Source organism: Gordonia sp. SL306, assembly GCF_026625785.1.
Classification (GTDB): Bacteria; Actinomycetota; Actinomycetes; order Mycobacteriales; family Mycobacteriaceae; genus Gordonia.
In genome coordinates, this window is sequence record NZ_CP113063.1 from 5,027,170 (window position 1) to 5,044,897 (window position 17,728).

A 17,728-nucleotide genomic window follows, 5' to 3' on the forward strand; every position below is an offset into this window, starting at 1 on the left:
CGGTCGATGCGATACTGACAGCCATGGCCCTGCCACCGACGACCGGAACCATCGTGCTGTTCGGCGGCCGAAGCGAGATCGGCGTCGCGCTGACCCGACGACTCGCTCAGGGGCGCACCGTGGTGCTGGCCGCGCGACGCCCCGACGATCTCGGGGCAGAGGCGTCCCGATTGATCGAGGCAGGTGCTTCCCAGGTGCACACCGTCGCCTTCGACGCCGACGATACCGCGTCCCACGGAGCGCTCATCGACTCGGTGATCTCCCGATTCGGTCCGATCGAGGCGGCCATCGTCGCGTTCGGCATCCTGGGCGATCAGGTCCGCGCCGAGACCGACGTCGAACATGCGCTGCAGATCGCGCACACCGACTACCTGGCCCAGATCAGCGTCCTGACCCCGCTCGCGACCGCGCTGCGTGCGCAGGGTTCCGGAACCATCGTCGTCTTCTCGTCGGTGGCGGGCATCCGGGTCCGCAAGGCCAACTATGTCTACGGATCCACCAAGGCAGGCCTCGACGGATTCGCCAGCGGACTGGCAGATGCACTCCACGGCAGCGGAGTTCACCTCTTGCTCGCCCGGCCGGGGTTCGTCGTCGGCGCGATGACCAAGGACCTCATGGAGTCGGGCGTCACACCGGCACCACTGTCGGTCGACGCCGAACAGGTCGCCGACGCCGTCGCGCGCGCGTACCGACGGGGCAGAGGCGAGGTATGGATTCCGTGGGCCCTGCGACCATTGTTCGTCGGCATGCGGCTCATCCCTCGCCCGATCTGGCGACGGCTGTCTCGATGACGGATCGGTTCGTGGTGATCGGGATCGGCGCCGACGGCTGGGACGGCCTCGGACGCCGGGCCCGCGACGAGCTGTCCGGGGCCGCGACGATCTACGGGTCGGCCCGGCAACTCGACCTGCTGCCCGCGCTCGTCGCGGATCTCCGACCGTGGGATTCGCCGATGAGCACACACCTGGCCGCGGTCCTGGCGACCACGGCGCCCATCGGCACCGACGGGGATGTCACCGAGCAGGACGGCACAGTCCACATCCTGGCGAGCGGTGACCCGATGTTCCACGGTATCGGCACCACGATCGTGCGCGCCGTCGGTGCGTCCCGCGTCGACGTGATCCCGACCGTGTCGAGCGCGGCGCTCGCCTGTGCCCGACTGGGATGGGATCTCACCGACGTCGGGATTCTGACGACGGTCGCCCGCGACCTGGATTCGGTTGCCGACGCACTCACCGACGGCCGGAACCTGGTGATCCTCAGCCGCGACGAGACGACCCCGGCACAGCTCGCACAGCTGTTGACCGACAACGGGTTCGGCTGGTCGTCGATCACCGTCCTCGAGCAGCTCGGCGGCCCCGCGGAACGGATCGTCCGGGGAATCGCCCGCACCTGGTCCGAGCCGGCAGGCGATCCGCTCAACGTCGTCGCCGTCAGCTGCATCGGACCTCATCGGAGCCGGGCGCCCGGGCATCCCGACGACGAGTACGCCAACGACGGCCAGATCACCAAGCAGCCGATCCGCGCGCTGACCGTCTCCGCGCTCGCGCCGAGCCACCGACAACTCCTGTGGGACATCGGCTCCGGATCCGGCAGCATCTCCATCGAATGGCTGCGGTCAGAACCCACCGGACGGGTCGTCGCGTTCGAGCGCGACGACACACGCAGTGCGCAGCTGATCGCCAATGCCACCCGTCACGGTGTTCGCGGCCGGTTGACGGTGGGCGGCGCCGCACCGGAGTCCCTGTCGACGGCACCCGAACCCGATGTCGTCTTCATCGGAGGCGGGCTCAGCACACCCGTTCTCGAGGCCGCATGGGCAGCGCTGAGCGAGGACGGCCGGCTCGTCGCCAACGCGGTCACCCTGGAGAATCAGCATCTGCTCACCGAATGGTATGGCCGCCATGGCGGTTCGCTGCGTCGCCTGTCCGTGGAGACAGCGGCCCCACTGGGCACGATGACCACGTGGCGCCCGGCGTTGCCGATCGTTCAGTGGGTGGTGGACAAATCATGACCGTGTACGTCATCGGTGCCGGACCTGGCGCTCCGGACCTGATCACCCTGCGCGGAGCCGAGATCCTCGGCCGTTGTCAGACCTGCCTGTACGCGGGATCGCTGGTTCCCGCCGAGCTCCTCGACCGATGCCCGCCGGACGCCGTCCTCATCGACACCGCCCGGATGCCGCTCGCGGAGATCATCTCCCACATCGTCGCGGCGGATGCCGCCGGACATCACGTGGCGCGACTGCATTCGGGCGACCCGTCGTTGTACTCGGCGATGACCGAGCAGCGCCGGGAGCTCGCGGCCCGCGGGATCCCGGTGGAGGTCGTGCCCGGCGTCCCCGCGTTCGCGGCCGCGGCGGCCGCTCTCGACTGCGAGCTGACCGCACCCGGCGTCGGACAGAGCCTGCTGCTCACCCGGGTCTCGACACTGTCGACGGACATGCCTCCGGGCGAGGAACTCGACCGCCTCGCCACCACCGGTGTGACCCTGGCCCTTCACCTCGCCGCACACCGTGCCACCGAGCTCACCGCTGTCCTGACGCCGTATTACGGGGCTGACTGTCCCACCGCCACCGTGGCGTTCGCCAGTCGGCCGGATCAGCAGATCGTGCGCTGCCGCCTCGCCGACCTACCGGTGACCCTGGCCGACGCGGGCATCCGGCGCACCGCGGTGATCTTCGTCGGCCGGGTTCTCGATCCGTCCGCCCATCCCGCCGTCAGCGACAGCTACCTCTACTCGGAGGCCCGCATGACAAAGCTCCGGCGTGATGGATGACGCCGTTGCGATGAGTTCCGGGCCGATCCTGCTGCTCGGGGGCACCGGCGAGGCTCGCGCGGTGGCCGAGCATTTGGTCGCCGCCGATATCGCGGTGATCAGTTCGCTGGCCGGCCGAGTCCGTGACCCGCGCCTGCCGGTCGGGGACGTCCGGATCGGCGGGTTCGGGGGAATCGACGGCCTCGCCGACTGGATTCGGACCCATCATGTCGTCGGCGTGGTCGACGCGACGCACCCCTTCGCCACCACCATGACCGATCACGCCGCTACCGTTGCGGACCGAATGGCCCTGCCACTCTTACGAGTTCGGCGACCGGCGTGGACTCCAACCGCTGACGACAGCTGGGTGACGGTGCCGGACATGCGTGCTGCGGCCCGAGAGATCGAGACACGCGCCGCCCGACAACGAGATCTGCGGGTGTTCCTGACCACCGGTCGCCAGGACGTCGGGGTGTTCGCCGGCATCACCGACGCCAGATTTCTCATCCGGGTGGTCGATCCGCCGACGTCCGACCTACCCGCGCTCCACCGGATCCTGCGCTCGCGGGGTCCCTACGATCTCTCGAGTGAGCGGGAACTGATGCGTGCGAACGAGATCGACGTGCTGGTCACCAAGAACAGCGGGGGAGAGCTCACCCGGGCGAAGCTCACCGCGGCCGCTGCGCTCGGTGTCGACGTGGTGATGGTGGACCGTCCGGCCGAACCGGCGTCGGGAGATTCCGTCGATTCGGTGGCCGCCGCGATCGACTGGGTTCGCGACCACCTGACCGGGGGCTGACTCAACCCGGGTGATGCCGCGGCGTGTACACGAGGTCGCCGCCCGCACGCGTCACCGCGGTGGTCGCCGACGACCCGATGATGAGCAGGGTGCGCATGTCGACGGTCTGGGGATCGAGTTCGCCGACCGAGATCGTCCGCAGGCTCTCGGTCGGTCCGCCCACATCGCGACCCACGACCAGCGGCCGGTCCGGTGAGACCGACTCCAGCAGGATCTCCTTGAGCTTGCCGACCTGCCAGGTGCGGTGGGACGACCCGGGGTTGTAGATCGCCACCACGAGATCCGCTGCCACCGCGTGCTGGATCCGGTCCGCGATCACCTCCCACGGCTTGAGGCGATCCGACAGCGAGATGATCGCGAAGTCGTGGCCCAGCGGCGCACCCACGGCCGCGGCCACCGCGCTCGCAGCCGTCACCCCGGGGGCCACCCGCACCGCGACATCGTGCCAACGTGGTTCGGCGGCCACCTCGGCGACGGCCGCGGCCATCGCGAAGACGCCGGGATCCCCGGACGACACGACGGCGACCCGAGCGCCCCGGGCGGCGAGATCGAGGGCGAACTCCGCCCGCTCGGCTTCCACCCGGTTGTCGCTCGCGTGGACTCGTTGCCCGGGGCGCGCGGTCACCCGCGACAGGTAGGTGGTGTAGCCGACGAGATCGGTGGCGCGGGCGAGTTCGAGTTGGACCTGCGGCGTCGTCTGATCGTCGGCGCCGGGGCCCAGTCCGACCACCACCACCTCGCCGCGCTCCGCGGTGACCTCCGGCGGGCGATTCGGGTTGTTCAGCGGCCCGGGTACCACGATCATCGAGAAGTACGGCACCTCATCGGGATTCACGTCGCGCAGCGGGATGACCCGCTGGGCCGGAGTGGACGCCCGCTCCACGTACCAGGCCTCGTCGGCCCGGCCTGCTGATACCAGGGCGTCACGAACCCGGACAAAAGTGCGGCCGAGCTTCAGGACGGCGATGGCCTCCGCGGCGCGGAAACGCGCGACCAGCTCCGCCGCCGGCAGCGTGCCGGGTACCACGGTCAGGGTCTCGTCGGCTTCGACCAGTGGGATCCCGAGGGCGGCCGACGACGCACTCACCGACGTCACGCCCGGCACGATCTCGGCATCGAACTCGCCGACGAGCCTCTTGTGCATGTGCATGTACGAGCTGAAGAACAACGGATCACCCTCGGCCAGCAGCGCCACGTCGCGGCCCGCGCGCAGATGCCCGGCGAGGCGGGCGGCGCTCTCGGCGTAGAAATCGTGCAGCGCCCCTGCGTACCCGCCCGGATGATCGGTGGACTCGGTTGTCACCGGATACATCAGGCGTTCTTCGATCTGTCCCTCGCGCAGGTACGGCGCCGCCACCGACCGCGCGATGCTGTTCCCGTGTCTCGCACAGTGATACGCGATGACATCGGCAGACCCGATGATGCGGGCCGACTTCACCGTGACCAGGTCGCTGTCCCCGGGCCCGAGGCCGATTCCCCAGAGCTTTCCACTCACCGACGTCACTCCTCCGGACTGGCCAATGCATTGATCGCGGCGGCGGTGATCGCCGATCCACCGCGCCGCCCGGTCACCGTGATGAACTCGAGGTCGCTGCGGAGCGCCAGGGCCGCGCAGGATTCGGCGGCACCGACGAAGCCGACGGGTGCGCCGACGATGGCCGCCGGACGCGGTGCCCCGTCGTCGATCATGTCCAGCAGTGCGAACAGTGCCGTCGGGGCATTGCCGATCGCCACCACTGCTCCGTCGAGATGAGGACGCCAGAACTCTAGCGCGGCAGCCGTTCTGGTGGTGCCGAGGCGTTCAGCGAGTGCAGGTAGCGACGGTTCGGAGAGGTGGCAACGTACGACGTTGTCGGCGGGCAGACGTTTACGGGTGACCCCCGCGGCCACCATCGAGGCATCGCAGAGAATCGGTGCACCCGTTCCGAGTGCCGCACGGGCGGCCTGCACGACACCCTCGGTGGCCGCCACGTCCTCGGTGAGGTCGGTCTGCCCGCAGGCGTGGATCATGCGCACCACCACCTGCGCCACGTCGGGTGCGAAGGCCGTCAGATCCGACTCGGCACGGATCGTGGCAAAGGACTGGCGATAGATCGCGGCGCCGTCACGCAGGTAGTCGCTCATGGTGCGGCCAGCCTATCGACGGTGCGTCACGTACCCACCGTCGGGAGTCGCCTCGACACTGCGATGGGGACCGCTGGGGGAGCCGCATCGACGGCCGCACCCCACCCAGTGTTCGCGCTCGGTCACCGGTTCACCGTCCCGGATCCGTACCAGCAGATCCTCGCGGACCGGGGCCAGCGACTTTGCGCATCCCGGGGCTCCGACACAGCAGCTGACCGTGGCCCAGGGGGAGCCGGCGTCGAAGATCAGGCCCATCGGCGCCAGGACCCGCACCACCGTCTCGGCGACACCTTCGTCCAGATCGCAGATGAGGATCTCGCGGTCGGGGGTCACGACGATCGGTGCCTGCACGGCGGCCACGAACTCGGCGAGCCGCGCGGGCAGGCGGCCGAGCTCGACGACGGCGCCGAGCAGTACACGGCCGTCGTCCTGGTCGAACCAGCCGACGATCGGGTCGGCAGGCCCCGGGTCGGGACCTCCGACGGCCGGCGCCAGCCGCGCGCGAACCCGGTCGTCGAGCTCGGTTCGCTGCGCCTCGGTGAGATCGCTGACCCGCCACGCACCGGGGCAGATGGCGATCATGTCCGTGGCGACGGCCAGGAGTTCCGCGCTGATCGCGTCGTCGCCGCGGGCCGAGCCGAGGGCTGTGCCGCCCACCAGCACGTCGACGACGATCTCGCCGGACCCATCGGCCGACCGGACGATCGCACAGGCATCGGGTTCCCGGCGCGCGATGTCGCCGCGGCCGTCGTCGAGGCCGAAGAGGAAACGGCCGGAGAGCGCCGCCGACACCTCGGCCGCCTGCAGCCGGTCGTCGAGCAGATCCGCGAGCGGCCGCACGTCGGCGATGCCGCCGATCCGGCCGGTCAATGCACTGACCTCGATGTTGCGGACCTTGTCGTGCGTCGAGCTCGGGGCAAGCCCTGCCTCGACGACCGCGTCCGCCACCGCATCGACATCGGTGAGTCCGCGCAACTGGAGATTGGCCCGCGCCGTCAACTCGAGATATCCGTCGCCGTGCGCGGTCGCGGCCTGGGCGAGGAGTTCGAGCTGAGCGGGCCGAATACGCCCGCCCGGGAGCCGCACCCGGGCAACCGCGCCGTCGGCGGCGGCGTGGGTGCTGAACACGCCGGGACAGCGGTCGGTGGCATCGCGCCGGACAGCTTCGGTCACCTCTCCCAGGGTAGGCCCCCGCCGCAGGGCCGCGACGCCCGCGCTGACTAGGCTGAACGCACCGAGGAGCGGCAGAAGCCGGTGCAAATCCGACGCGGTCGCGCCACTGTGACGGTGTTCGCCGGTAGACGACCGAGGACACCGAAGCCAGACCTGCGCTCCGGTAACCCCCGACACGCACGACAGACGGCACCACCGACGACACACCGGGCGCGCCATCCCGGCGAGGAGAACCATGATCCTGCTGCTCTCGACCTCCGACACCGACCTCATCACGGCAGCGGCCTCCGACGCCGACTTCTCCGGCGCCAACCCGTCGCGCATCCTGGTCGACGACATCGGCCCGCTGGCCGCGGACGCCGACATCGTCGTCGTGCGCATCCTGGGTGGCACACGGGCCTGGGAGGACGGGCTCGCCGCGGTGGCGGCGACCGGCAAACCGCTGGTGGTCTGTTCCGGCGAACAGCAGCCCGACCCCGACCTGATGGCGCACTCGACCGTGCCGGCAGGCGTGGTCGCCGAGGCGCACAACTATCTCGCGGCGGGTGGCGTGGAGAACGTCGTCAACCTCCACAACTTCCTGTCCGACACCGTTCTGCTGACCGGTCTCGGCTTCGATCCGCCGCAGCAGACCCCGGCGTGGGGTGTGCTCGAGCGCCCGGCGCAGGCCGCCGTCACCTCTGCTCCCACCATTGCCGTCCTCTACTACCGCGCACAGCACCTCGCCGGCAACACCCGCTACGTCGAGGCGCTCTGCGCGGCGATCGAAGATCGCGGCGGGCGCGCTCTGCCGATCTACTGCGCGTCGCTGCGCACCGCGCCCGACGATCTCATCGAATTACTGGGTACCGCCGATGCGCTCGTGGTGACCGTCCTCGCCGCCGGCGGCGCCACACCGGCGACGGCATCGGCCGGTGGCGACGACGACGCGTGGAACATCGAACGGCTCGCTGCGCTCGACGTCCCGATTCTGCAGGGCTTGTGTCTCACCGGTTCCCGCGCCGACTGGGCGGCGACCGACGACGGCCTCTCGCCCCTGGACGTGGCCACGCAGGTGGCCGTACCCGAGTTCGACGGGCGCATCATCACGGTGCCGTTCTCGTTCAAGGAGTTCGACGAGAACGGCCTGCCCTGGTATCAGCCGGATCCGGAACGCTGCGCCCGGGTGGCCGGGATCGCGATGGCACACGCCCGATTGCGACGTACTCCTCCGTCGGATCGTCGTGTCGCACTGATGCTTTCGGCGTACCCGACCAAGCACGCCAGGATCGGCAATGCCGTCGGGCTCGACACCCCGCGAAGTCTGCTCCACCTCCTGGTCGCGTTGCGGGCAGCCGGCTACGACATCGGACCAGACGCCGGTCCGGACGCGATACCCGGACTGGCCGAAGAGGATTCCGATGCCCTCATCCATGCCATCGTCGAGACGGGCGGGCAGGACCCGGACTGGCTGACCGAGGAGACGCTGGCGGCCAGCCCGATCCGCGTCGCCGCCGACGACTACCGCCGATGGTTCGCAACGCTGCCCGACGACCTGCGGAGCTCCGTCGAACAGCATTGGGGAGCTGCGCCGGGTGATCTGTTCGTGGACCGGTCGTCACGCCCCGACGGCGAGATCGTGGTGTCCGCCATGCGCTTCGGCAACATCACCCTCATGGTGCAGCCGCCGCGCGGGTTCGGCGAGAACCCGGTCGCGATCTATCACGATCCCGATCTGCCTCCGTCGCACCATTATCTGGCGTCCTACCGCTGGTTGACCGGTCGCGGTGCCGGTGTCGCCGACATCGACGGGTTCGGCGCCGACGCGATCGTGCACGTCGGCAAGCATGGCAATCTCGAGTGGCTGCCCGGCAAGACCCTCGGGATGTCGGCCGCGTGCGGTACCGACGCCGCTCTCGGCGACGTCCCGCTGATCTATCCGTTCCTGGTGAACGATCCGGGGGAGGGCACGCAGGCCAAAAGGCGTGCCCACGCGGTGCTCGTCGACCATCTCATCCCTCCGATGGCGCGCGCCGAGTCCTATGGCGACATCGCCCGGCTCGAGCAACTGCTCGACGAGCACGCCAACATCTCCGCGCTCGACCCCGCCAAGCTGCCCGCGATCCGTCAGCAGATCTGGACGTTGCTGACCGCCGCCAAGATGGACCACGACCTCGGGCTGTCCGAACGTCCCGACGAGGACGTCTTCGACGACATGCTGCTGCACGTCGACGGCTGGCTCTGCGAGATCAAGGACGTTCAGATCCGCGACGGTCTCCACGTCCTCGGCCAGGCACCCGAGGACGAGAGCGAGGTCGACCTCGTCCTGGCGATGCTGCGAGCACGTCAGCTGTGGGGCGGCACGCAGGCACTACCCGGCCTGCGCGAGGCCCTCGGTCTCACCGAGGACGGCAGCGCGGCCCGCAACTCGGTCGACGACGTGGAGACCACCGCCAGAGAACTCGTCGCCGCCTGTGCGAAGGAGGGCTGGACGCACGCGGCCGTCGACGCCGTGGCCGCCGGTCATCCGCCTGCGGTGGCCGATGTGCTCGGATTCGCGGCGCGCGAGGTGGTGCCGCGCCTGCGGCAGACCGGCCGCGAGATCGACCAGATCCTGCACGCCCTCGACGGCGGATTCATCGAGGCAGGCCCCAGCGGGTCGCCGCTGCGCGGGCTGATCAACGTGCTGCCGACCGGACGAAACTTCTACTCGGTGGATCCCAAGGCCGTCCCGTCCCGTCTCGCCTGGGAAACCGGTCGCGCCCTGGCCGATTCGCTGGTGGAACGGTATGTCGGCGAGCACGGCCACCATCCGGCGTCGGTCGGCCTGTCGGTGTGGGGGACCAGTGCGATGCGCACCTCCGGTGACGACATCGCCGAGGTCCTCGCACTTCTCGGTGTGATGCCGGTGTGGGACGAGGCGTCCCGACGCGTCGTCGATCTGGAGTTGATCGACCTCGCCGAGCTCGGCCGCCCGCGCATCGACGTCACGGTGCGCATCTCCGGGTTCTTCCGCGATGCGTTCCCGCACGTGGTCACGATGCTCGACGACGCCGTCGCGCTGGCCGCCGCGGCCGACGAACCCGACGACCGGAATTACGTCGCCGCCCACGTGCGCTCCGCGATGACCGAGCACGGCGATCGGCGACGCGCGTCCACCCGGATCTTCGGTTCCAAGCCGGGCACGTACGGGGCCGGGCTGTTGCAGCTGATCGACTCGCGCGAGTGGCGTAGCGACGCCGATCTGGCGCAGGTCTACACCGAATGGGGTGGCTACGCGTATGGACGGGACCTTGGTGGCATCCCCGCGGTCGACGACATGAGGACCGCCTACCGACGCATCGCCGTCGCGGCGAAGAACACCGACACCCGCGAGCACGACATCGCCGATTCGGACGACTACTTCCAGTACCACGGGGGCATGGTGGCGACCGTGCGCGCGCTGACGGGGTCGTCGCCGGACGCGTACATCGGTGACAGCACCCGCCCGGACTCGGTGCGCACGCGCACCCTGTCGGAGGAGACCAGCCGGGTGTTCCGGGCGCGCGTGGTCAATCCGCGCTGGATCTCCGCCATGCAGCGGCACGGATACAAGGGCGCATTCGAGATGGCGGCCACGGTCGACTATCTGTTCGGATACGACGCCACGACCAACGTGGTGGCCGACTGGATGTATGAGAAGCTCACCGAGTCCTACGTCCTCGACGAGGACAATCAGCGTTTCATGCAGCAGTCGAACCCCTGGGCATTGCACGGTATCGCCGAACGCCTGCTCGAGGCGGTCGATCGGGACCTGTGGGAGGAACCGCCTGCCGACATGCTCGATCGGCTGCGGCAGGTCTATCTGCAGGCCGAAGGAGATATCGAGGGTCGCGCCGAGTGACGTGATCACGGCGACGGCCGGGCCGGAAAGAAATCCCGCGGATTCGGGAGAAAACCGGCACGCTCGATCGTTGGACAGGGCAGAGACAGGGCGACACCGACCATCTCGGCGGTGGACGAGGTCTCGGAAAGGCGGAGATCCCCAATGCGGATGATCTACGTGATCGCCTACTTTGCGGTCGAGATCGGTGCGTTCGTCGCGATGGCACACTTCCTCGGATTCGGATGGGCGGTGTTGATCACCCTGGCCGCGGTCGTGGCCGGGTTCGCGCTGCTCCAGCAACAGGGTCGCAAGGTCTTCGCCGAGCTCCGACGTGCATCGCGCAACGAGGTCGACCCGCGCGGTCCGCTCACGGATACCGCACTTCTCGCCGCGTCGAGCCTTCTGCTCGTCATCCCCGGGATCGTGTCCACGATCATCGGTCTGGTGCTGCTGGCGCCGCCGGTACGTCGGATGATGCGTCCGGTGGTCGCCGCCGCCGGTGCCCGCCGGTTCGCCGCGACCATGGACCGCGCGGGCATCTATGCCAGCGGCATGTACGTCGGCCGCGGCACCGTCGTCGACGGCACGGTGGTCGATGTCGACGGGACCGTCGTCGATCCGACACCCGGGCCTGCAGATCGCGGGTTGCCCCGGGGGCGATAGTCCGAGCGCCCGCTCGTCAGGGCACACTGGACCACCGTGACCACGGAACTGCTACTCGGTGGCGTCGTCTATTCACCGGCCGCCCCGGATGCCACTGCCATGGCCGTGACCGACGGCACCGTTGTCTGGGTTGGCAGTGACGACGTCGGCAAGGCTCTGCACCCCGATGCCCGGGTCACGGACCTGCAGGGCCGCTTCGTCGGACCGGGATTCGTCGACTCGCATGTCCATCTCACCTCCACGGGCCTGGCACTCGCCGGCCTCACCCTCAACGAGGCAACGGACCGGTCGGACTGTCTGCGTCGGGTGGCCGCATTCGCTTCCGTCACCGATGAGGGTGAGCTGATCTGGGGCCTCGGCTGGGACGACTCCGGCTGGCAGGGTGCCGATCCCGATGATCGCCGGTTCCCGACGACCGCGGAGATCGACGCGGTGGTCGGCAATCTGCCGGTTTACCTGGCCCGTATCGACGAGCATTCCGCCGTCGCGTCGACCGCGCTACGGCGTCTGGTGCCCGACCTCGAGGCCGCCGTCGGCTACCACCCAGACGAACCGCTGGTCGCCGAGGCCCATCACCTCGTGCGCGGTGCGGCCCGTCAGCTGGTCACCGCGGCACAGCGCACCCGCGCCCAGCGCCGCGCTCTCGACACCGCGGCCGCACATGGCGTGGTCGCCGTCCACGAGAACGGCGGCCCGGACATCAGCGGTCTCGACGACTTCCTCGCCCTCGCCGACCTCGACCACCCGGTCGAGGTGCGTCGCTACTGGGGCCAGGCTGTCCAGAGCGCCGAGCATGCCCGCGAACTCCTGGCGATCAGCCACGCCGACGCCCTGGCAGGCGATCTCTTCATCGACGGGGCGATCGGCTCGCACACCGCCTGGCTGACCGAGCCGTACACCGACCACCCCGGCCACACCGGCATCAGCTACCTCGACTACGAGACCATCCGCGACCACATCCGGGCCTGCACCGAGATCGGCATCCAGGCCGGGTTCCATGTGATCGGCGATGCGGCAACGGCTTCGGTGGTCGCAGCATTCCAGGAACTCGCCGCCGAACTCGGCACCCCGGCACTGGCCCGGTGTGCCCATCGACTCGAACACGCCGAGATGGTGTCGACCGAGCAGGCCGTGACCTTGGCACGTTGCGGCGTCGTCGCGAGCATGCAGCCGCTGTTCGACGCGGAATGGGGCGGGCCGGGCGAGCTCTACGAGCAACGTCTCGGAGTCCCGCGCACCGCCGGCTTGAACAACTTCGCCGGACACGCCCGCGAGGGGGTGATCCTGGCCTTCTCGTCCGATGCGCCGGTGACACCGATCGACCCGTGGTCGTCCATCCGGGCGGCCGTGCACCACCACCAACCCCGCAACGCGATCTCCGCCCGCGGCGCCTTCGCCGCGTCCACCCGAGGTGGCTGGCGGGCCGCAGGCGTCAACGACGGGCTCACCGGAACGCTCGTCCCCGGGGCTCCTGCGAGCTACGCGGTCTGGGACATCGACGATCTCGTGGTCGCCGGATCCCACGCCGGGGTGCAGCGCTGGTCGACCGATCCCCGCTCGCGGGTGCCGGCCCTTCCGGACATCGCCCCCGGCGCACGACTGCCGAGATGCGTCCGCACCGTCCACCGCGACACCGTCCTGTTCGACGGCGGGGCGCTCGACGGCGGCCCCGCGTGAGTTCGCCCCGGTCCGCGTGGACCGTGCTGTCGGTCCAGACGATCGTCGCCGTGGTCGCGGGCATCGCCATGTGGGCAGCCTTTCCGCCCCGCAACCTCTGGTTCCTCGCGGTCGTCGGCCTCGGCCTGATGGCGGTCCTCCTGGGCGCCGGTCGCCCACGGGTCCGCACCGGGGCGTGGCTCGGCTTCGTCTTCGGACTGGCATTCTTCGTACCCCTGCTCCCGTGGATCGGCGTGTACGTCGGGCCGCTGCCGTGGCTGGCGCTCGCCGCGGTGCTGTCGGTGTACCTCGCGTTGTTCGGGGTGATCGCGGTGCTCACCATGCGGCTGCCGGTCCCGCCCGTCTGGTTCACCCTGTCCTGGGTGGCGGTCGAGGGTGTGCGATCGGCCTTCCCATTCGGCGGATTTCCTTGGGGGAGAGCGGCATTCAGTCAGGTCGACGGACCGTTGCTACCCATGGCATCGGTCTTGGGCGCGCCTGGGCTCTCGGCCGCGGTGGCGCTCCTGGGTGCGTCGATCGCGTGGTTGTGTCAGATCGCCTTCAGGGCTGTCCGCGACGGCGAGTACCACGGTCGAACGGTGGTCCGCGGAGCCGCACTGGCCGTGGTCCTCGCCCTGATCGGCCCGGTCTCCGCCATCGCACTGACCCCCGGCACCGTCGACCGCAACGTCGCGTCGTCGTCGGCACAGGTGTCGGCGGTCCAGGGCAATGTGCCCCGGCTCGGACTGGAGTTCAACGCACAGCGACGCGCGGTTCTCGACAACCATGTCCGGCAGACCGAACGACTAGCCGACGCCATTCGGAGCGGCAACGCCGAGCAACCCGACTTCGTGGCGTGGCCGGAGAATGCCTCGGACATCTCACCGCTGACCAACCCGGACGCCGCGCAGGAGATCACCGCGGCGTCGGTGTCGGTCGGCGCGCCGATCCTGGTGGGCACCCTGGTGATGAATCCCGACGGTCGGCCGACCAACACCGTTCTGGTCTGGGATCAGGAACGCGGCCCCGTCGATCGCTACGACAAGCACATCATCCAGCCCTTCGGCGAGTATCTGCCGTGGCGCGGCTTCTTCCGGAAGTTCTCCTCGTATGCGGACATGGCAGGCAACTTCCGGCCGGGTTCCGGATCGTCGACGCTGACCGTGCCGGGGCGGTCGGGACCAGTGCAGGTCGGCGTCTCGACGTGCTGGGAGGTCGCCTTCGACAGATCGGCGCGCGCGGCGGTCGACGACGGCGCCCAGATCCTCTATGTGCCGACCAACAATGCGACGTTCGGCCGCACCGAGATGACCTATCAGCAGCTCGCCATGTCGCAGGTGCGAGCAGTCGAACACGGACGTGCCGTTGTGGTCGCCGCCACCAGCGGTGTCAGCGCGATCATCGATCCCGACGGGATGATCACCGCTCAGAGCGGCATCTTCAGCCCTGCGGTGCTGTCGAGCCGGTTGCCCTTGCGCAGCGACACCACGCCGGCGACGCGGTTGGGGAGCTGGCCGCAGACCGTGGCGATGATCATCGCGGCGGTGGGGCTTTTGTTCGCGGTGGGACGGCATACTAGGTTCTCATTCAGGCAACGCAGCCCACATCGCCGAGTCACAGACCCCGCTTCCGCGGACCTGGCGCAGCCCGTCGGCCAGGCAGTGACGAAGGACCACGCGGGGCCCGAAGATCAAGCGAAGGAGCTCGGTGGCATTGGGTAGTCAGACACCCGGGAATGAGCAACCGGGGAACAATCAGCCGGCGGGCAGGGCCTCCCACGAGGACATGCAGGCCGTTGTCGGGGCGCAGGGCGAACGCGCCCTGGTCGTCATCCCGACGTTCAACGAGCGCGAGAACCTGCCCGGCATCGTCACCCGCCTGCACGCGGCTCTTCCGGGTGCCCATGTCCTCGTCGTCGACGACTCCAGTCCGGACGGCACCGGCGACGTCGCGGAGAGCATCGCCGCGCAGGACACGGCCAAACGCGTCCATGTCCTGCACCGCACGGAGAAGGACGGTCTGGGCAAGGCCTATCTGGCCGGATTCGCGTGGGGTCTCGCCCGCGAATACGCGGTCATCATCGAGATGGACGCAGATGGCAGTCACGCGCCCGAGCAGCTCGGTCGATTGCTCGAAGCGGTCAATGCCGGTGCCGACCTGGTGATCGGGTCACGGTATGTGTCGGGCGGAGAGCTGGTGAACTGGCCGAAACGTCGGGAGTTCCTGTCCCGCGGGGCCAACACCTATGCGCGTCTCGCGCTCGGCGCGAAGGTGCACGACATCACCGCCGGATTCCGCGCCTATCGGAGAACCGTCCTGGAGAAGATCGATCTGGGATCGGTTGAATCGGCCGGTTACTGTTTTCAGATCGACCTGGCGTGGCGGGCGGTCCGGGCCGGCTTCGACGTCCGAGAGGTCCCGATCACCTTCACCGAACGCGAGGTCGGCGAATCCAAGATGAGCGGTGGCGTGATGACCGAGGCGTTCCTGATGGTCGCGCGGTGGGGACTGGAGAGCCGGCTGGAACGGTTCGGACTCCGTAAGAACTGACGTCGGGCGTCACCCGACACCGGGGGATCACCGACAGGCTGCAGACGAGAACGGCCGGATGAGACGAGGTCTCATCCGGCCGTTGTCGACTGCGATCAGTTCGTGACGCCCTTGCGGCGCTGCTTGAGCAGGTCGAGGCGCTCGTTGAGCAGCACCTCGAGCTCCTCCTCGGAGCGGCGTTCGAGCAGCATGTCCCAGTGGGTGCGCGGCGGCTTGGTCTTCTTCTCCTCGGGCTCAGCGCCCTCGAGCAGAGTGCCTTCCATGCCGTTCTTGCACGGCCACTTCGACGGCACCTCGGCGTCGTCGGCGAATGGGACGTCGAAGATCTCGCCGTTGTCGGTGCGGTACTGGACGATACGTCGTGGTGCGAGGTCGTGATCGCGATCGGTCTCGTAGCTCACCGCACCGAGGCGGCTACCTCGAAGTACTCGATCTGCCATGGACAATTCCTCTCAAACATTTCGTCGGGCGCTGACGCTGACAAGCGGGCCCATCGCTATCGGGCACCGGGAGTGCGTGCGGCACCTCGGCACTGAACACAAATCATTCTACGCGTCCGTCAGGGCTCGCCGGGCGAGCCACGGACGGCGACGTCACGGGGCCCCGGGTACGGTCATAACCGTGGACGACCCTCGCCGACGCCCGTACTCGTGCGCATGGTGTGGGCGCAGCATGATCGACTCGAACCAGGGCAGGCGACGCAAATACTGCAAGCAATCCTGCCGTCAACGCGCCTATGAACAGAGAGCGCTCACGCAGGGCACTTCTATTCCCGTCGACGCGGTGATCTTGACGGCCGCCGAGGCCGACGCGTTCGGTGATCGGATGTTCGCGCTCCGATGCGCCGCCGAAGACCTGGTCACCGCAGTCTCGGAACGCGCGGACGTGGCCACCCTCAACTCGCTCGGCGACGATCTGCTGTCACTCGCACGTGAAGCCGAGCGACTACGGTGATCCTCCGGATCTTCGGGCTGTCCGCGCTGGTCACTCTCGCGGCGCTGCTGGTGGCGTATCTGTACCAGGGATGGACCGGTCTGGCCCTCTGCGCGATCCTCGGCATCCTCGAGGTGTCGCTGTCCTTCGACAACGCGGTCATCAACGCGACGGTGCTCGAGCGCATGAGCCGGTTCTGGCAGCGGATGTTCCTGACCGTCGGTGTGATCATCGCGGTCTTCGGGATGCGGCTGCTGTTCCCGCTGGCGATCGTGTGGATCACCGGCGGGCTCAATCCCGTCGAGGCCTTTCGCCTGGCCATGAATCCGCCTGCGGGTGACGCGGAGTACTTCCCTGACGGCACCCCGAGCTACGAGACGATCCTGCTGGAGGCGCATCCGCAGATCGCGGCCTTCGGAGGCATGTTCCTCCTCCTGTTGTTCCTGAACTTCGTCCTCAGCAACCGCGAGATCACCTGGTTGTCGTGGATCGAGAAGCCACTGGGCCGGCTGGGCCGACTCGATCAGCTGTCGATCGTTCTCGCGGCCATCACGCTCGTCGTCGTCGGGGAGTACCTGGTGCCCGACGACGGTCGTGCCACCGTGCTCATCTCCGGCCTGCTCGGCATGATCACCTACATTCTCGTCGACGGCCTGAGTTCGCTGTTCGAGAGTGAACAACCGGGCAGCGACGATCACCTGTCGTCCGCGGAGGCCACCATGGCCGAGGCGGGCTCGGCACGACGACCGAGCCCGGTGACCGTGGCCGTCGGCAAAGCCGGCTTCTTCCTGTTCCTCTACCTCGAGGTGCTCGATGCGTCGTTCTCCTTCGACGGGGTGATCGGAGCCTTCGCGATCACACCCGACCCGATCATCATCGCCCTCGGCCTCGGTTTCATCGGCGCCATGTTCGTCCGGTCGATCACGATCTATCTGGTCCGTCAGGGCACGCTCGGTCAGTACCGCTACCTCGAGCACGGGGCGCATTGGGCGATCGGCGCTCTCGCGGCGATCCTGCTGCTCAGCGTCCACATCCACATCAACGAGGTCATCACCGGCCTGGTGGGCGTCGCATTCATCGGTGCGTCGCTGGCCAGCAGTATCTGGGCCAATCGCCGGGATCAACGCCGCAAGGAACGCAGGACGCAGGTCGGGGTCGCGCAGTGAGGCGACCCGCGATCGAGTCACGCCCCGGGCGGAGCGTCCGCGTCCGCGGTGGCCGTCGGGTAC

Annotated in this window: 15 protein-coding genes and 1 riboswitch; of the genes, 11 read left to right on the forward strand and 4 right to left on the reverse strand. The window is 68.9% G+C overall.

Annotation, left to right across the window (positions count from 1 at the left end):
• Positions 1–23: 23 nt before the first annotated feature.
• The 4 genes from OVA31_RS23040 to OVA31_RS23055 are packed head-to-tail and all read left to right on the forward strand — an operon-like array spanning position 24 to position 3,556.
• Positions 24–791 carry an SDR family NAD(P)-dependent oxidoreductase gene (locus OVA31_RS23040; RefSeq protein WP_267628846.1) on the forward strand — a complete coding sequence of 256 codons (768 nt, stop codon included), beginning with the start codon at positions 24–26 and terminating at the stop codon, positions 789–791.
• Positions 788–2,014, forward strand: a complete 1,227-nt coding sequence (cbiE, locus tag OVA31_RS23045; protein ID WP_267628847.1) for a precorrin-6y C5,15-methyltransferase (decarboxylating) subunit CbiE — start codon at positions 788–790, stop codon at positions 2,012–2,014. The genes OVA31_RS23040 and cbiE overlap by 4 nt, the downstream gene beginning before the upstream one ends.
• Positions 2,011–2,778 (forward strand): cobalt-precorrin-4/precorrin-4 C(11)-methyltransferase, encoded by a 768-nt coding sequence (locus OVA31_RS23050; RefSeq protein WP_267628848.1) that lies wholly within the window; start codon positions 2,011–2,013, stop codon positions 2,776–2,778. The genes cbiE and OVA31_RS23050 overlap by 4 nt, the downstream gene beginning before the upstream one ends.
• Before the next feature lie 10 nt (positions 2,779–2,788).
• A complete protein-coding gene (locus OVA31_RS23055; protein ID WP_267631670.1) occupies positions 2,789–3,556 on the forward strand; it encodes a cobalt-precorrin-6A reductase in 768 nt (255 codons plus the stop codon).
• A 1-nt stretch (position 3,557) separates the two neighbouring features.
• On the opposite strand, the gene cobJ is transcribed toward OVA31_RS23055, so the two are convergent.
• The 3 genes from cobJ to OVA31_RS23070 are packed head-to-tail and all read right to left on the reverse strand — an operon-like array spanning position 3,558 to position 6,853.
• Positions 3,558–5,051, reverse strand: a complete 1,494-nt coding sequence (cobJ, locus tag OVA31_RS23060) for a precorrin-3B C(17)-methyltransferase (RefSeq protein WP_267628849.1) — start codon at positions 5,049–5,051, stop codon at positions 3,558–3,560.
• Positions 5,052–5,056: 5 nt separating this feature from the next.
• A complete protein-coding gene (locus OVA31_RS23065) occupies positions 5,057–5,680 on the reverse strand; it encodes a precorrin-8X methylmutase (protein WP_267628850.1) in 624 nt (207 codons plus the stop codon).
• 12 nt (positions 5,681–5,692) lie between these two features.
• Positions 5,693–6,853 carry a precorrin-3B synthase gene (locus OVA31_RS23070; protein WP_267628851.1) on the reverse strand — a complete coding sequence of 387 codons (1,161 nt, stop codon included), beginning with the start codon at positions 6,851–6,853 and terminating at the stop codon, positions 5,693–5,695.
• Positions 6,854–6,892: 39 nt separating this feature from the next.
• Positions 6,893–7,029, forward strand: a riboswitch (cobalamin riboswitch).
• 59 nt (positions 7,030–7,088) lie between these two features.
• On the opposite strand from OVA31_RS23070, the gene cobN reads away from it, so the two are divergent.
• The 5 genes from cobN to OVA31_RS23095 all read left to right on the forward strand — a co-directional run bounded on the left by cobN (position 7,089) and on the right by OVA31_RS23095 (position 15,566).
• Positions 7,089–10,715 carry a cobaltochelatase subunit CobN gene (gene cobN / locus OVA31_RS23075; protein ID WP_267628852.1) on the forward strand — a complete coding sequence of 1,209 codons (3,627 nt, stop codon included), beginning with the start codon at positions 7,089–7,091 and terminating at the stop codon, positions 10,713–10,715.
• A 144-nt stretch (positions 10,716–10,859) separates the two neighbouring features.
• Positions 10,860–11,360: an FxsA family protein gene (locus OVA31_RS23080; RefSeq protein WP_267628853.1), complete on the forward strand. Its 501-nt coding sequence runs from the start codon at positions 10,860–10,862 to the stop codon at positions 11,358–11,360.
• A 36-nt stretch (positions 11,361–11,396) separates the two neighbouring features.
• The gene (locus OVA31_RS23085) at positions 11,397–13,037 is read left to right on the forward strand and encodes an amidohydrolase (RefSeq protein ID WP_267628854.1); all 1,641 of its coding nucleotides are present in this window, start codon (positions 11,397–11,399) and stop codon (positions 13,035–13,037) included.
• Positions 12,968–14,737, forward strand: a complete 1,770-nt coding sequence (gene lnt / locus OVA31_RS23090) for an apolipoprotein N-acyltransferase (RefSeq protein ID WP_420714106.1) — start codon at positions 12,968–12,970, stop codon at positions 14,735–14,737. Before OVA31_RS23085 ends, lnt begins: the two co-directional genes overlap by 70 nt.
• 64 nt (positions 14,738–14,801) lie before the next feature.
• Positions 14,802–15,566, forward strand: coding sequence for a polyprenol monophosphomannose synthase (locus OVA31_RS23095; RefSeq protein WP_267631672.1), 765 nt, complete (start codon positions 14,802–14,804; stop codon positions 15,564–15,566).
• 95 nt (positions 15,567–15,661) lie between these two features.
• On the opposite strand, the gene OVA31_RS23100 is transcribed toward OVA31_RS23095, so the two are convergent.
• Positions 15,662–16,006 carry an RNA polymerase-binding protein RbpA gene (locus OVA31_RS23100; RefSeq protein ID WP_124707309.1) on the reverse strand — a complete coding sequence of 115 codons (345 nt, stop codon included), beginning with the start codon at positions 16,004–16,006 and terminating at the stop codon, positions 15,662–15,664.
• A 232-nt stretch (positions 16,007–16,238) separates the two neighbouring features.
• On the opposite strand from OVA31_RS23100, the gene OVA31_RS23105 reads away from it, so the two are divergent.
• Both OVA31_RS23105 and OVA31_RS23110 read left to right on the forward strand, forming a co-directional pair.
• Positions 16,239–16,520 (forward strand): hypothetical protein, encoded by a 282-nt coding sequence (locus OVA31_RS23105; RefSeq protein ID WP_267628856.1) that lies wholly within the window; start codon positions 16,239–16,241, stop codon positions 16,518–16,520.
• Complete coding sequence (locus tag OVA31_RS23110) at positions 16,517–17,665, forward strand: DUF475 domain-containing protein (protein WP_267628857.1); 1,149 nt, start codon at positions 16,517–16,519, stop codon at positions 17,663–17,665. The genes OVA31_RS23105 and OVA31_RS23110 overlap by 4 nt, the downstream gene beginning before the upstream one ends.
• Positions 17,666–17,728 lie beyond the last annotated feature (63 nt).

Bases quoted from the DNA above. Each gene is read 5' to 3' on its own strand.
- OVA31_RS23095 (WP_267631672.1), top strand. From the start codon at position 14,802: ATGCAGGCCGTTGTCGGGGCGCAGGGCGAACGCGCCCTGGTCGTCATC.
- OVA31_RS23055 (WP_267631670.1), top strand. From the start codon at position 2,789: ATGAGTTCCGGGCCGATCCTGCTGCTCGGGGGCACCGGCGAGGCTCGC.
- cbiE (WP_267628847.1), top strand. From the start codon at position 788: ATGACGGATCGGTTCGTGGTGATCGGGATCGGCGCCGACGGCTGGGAC.
- OVA31_RS23040 (WP_267628846.1), top strand. From the start codon at position 24: ATGGCCCTGCCACCGACGACCGGAACCATCGTGCTGTTCGGCGGCCGA.
- OVA31_RS23080 (WP_267628853.1), top strand. From the start codon at position 10,860: ATGCGGATGATCTACGTGATCGCCTACTTTGCGGTCGAGATCGGTGCG.
- OVA31_RS23100 (WP_124707309.1), bottom strand. From the start codon at position 16,006: ATGGCAGATCGAGTACTTCGAGGTAGCCGCCTCGGTGCGGTGAGCTAC.
- lnt (WP_420714106.1), top strand. From the start codon at position 12,968: ATGCGTCCGCACCGTCCACCGCGACACCGTCCTGTTCGACGGCGGGGC.
- OVA31_RS23065 (WP_267628850.1), bottom strand. From the start codon at position 5,680: ATGAGCGACTACCTGCGTGACGGCGCCGCGATCTATCGCCAGTCCTTT.
- OVA31_RS23050 (WP_267628848.1), top strand. From the start codon at position 2,011: ATGACCGTGTACGTCATCGGTGCCGGACCTGGCGCTCCGGACCTGATC.
- cobN (WP_267628852.1), top strand. From the start codon at position 7,089: ATGATCCTGCTGCTCTCGACCTCCGACACCGACCTCATCACGGCAGCG.
- OVA31_RS23105 (WP_267628856.1), top strand. From the start codon at position 16,239: ATGATCGACTCGAACCAGGGCAGGCGACGCAAATACTGCAAGCAATCC.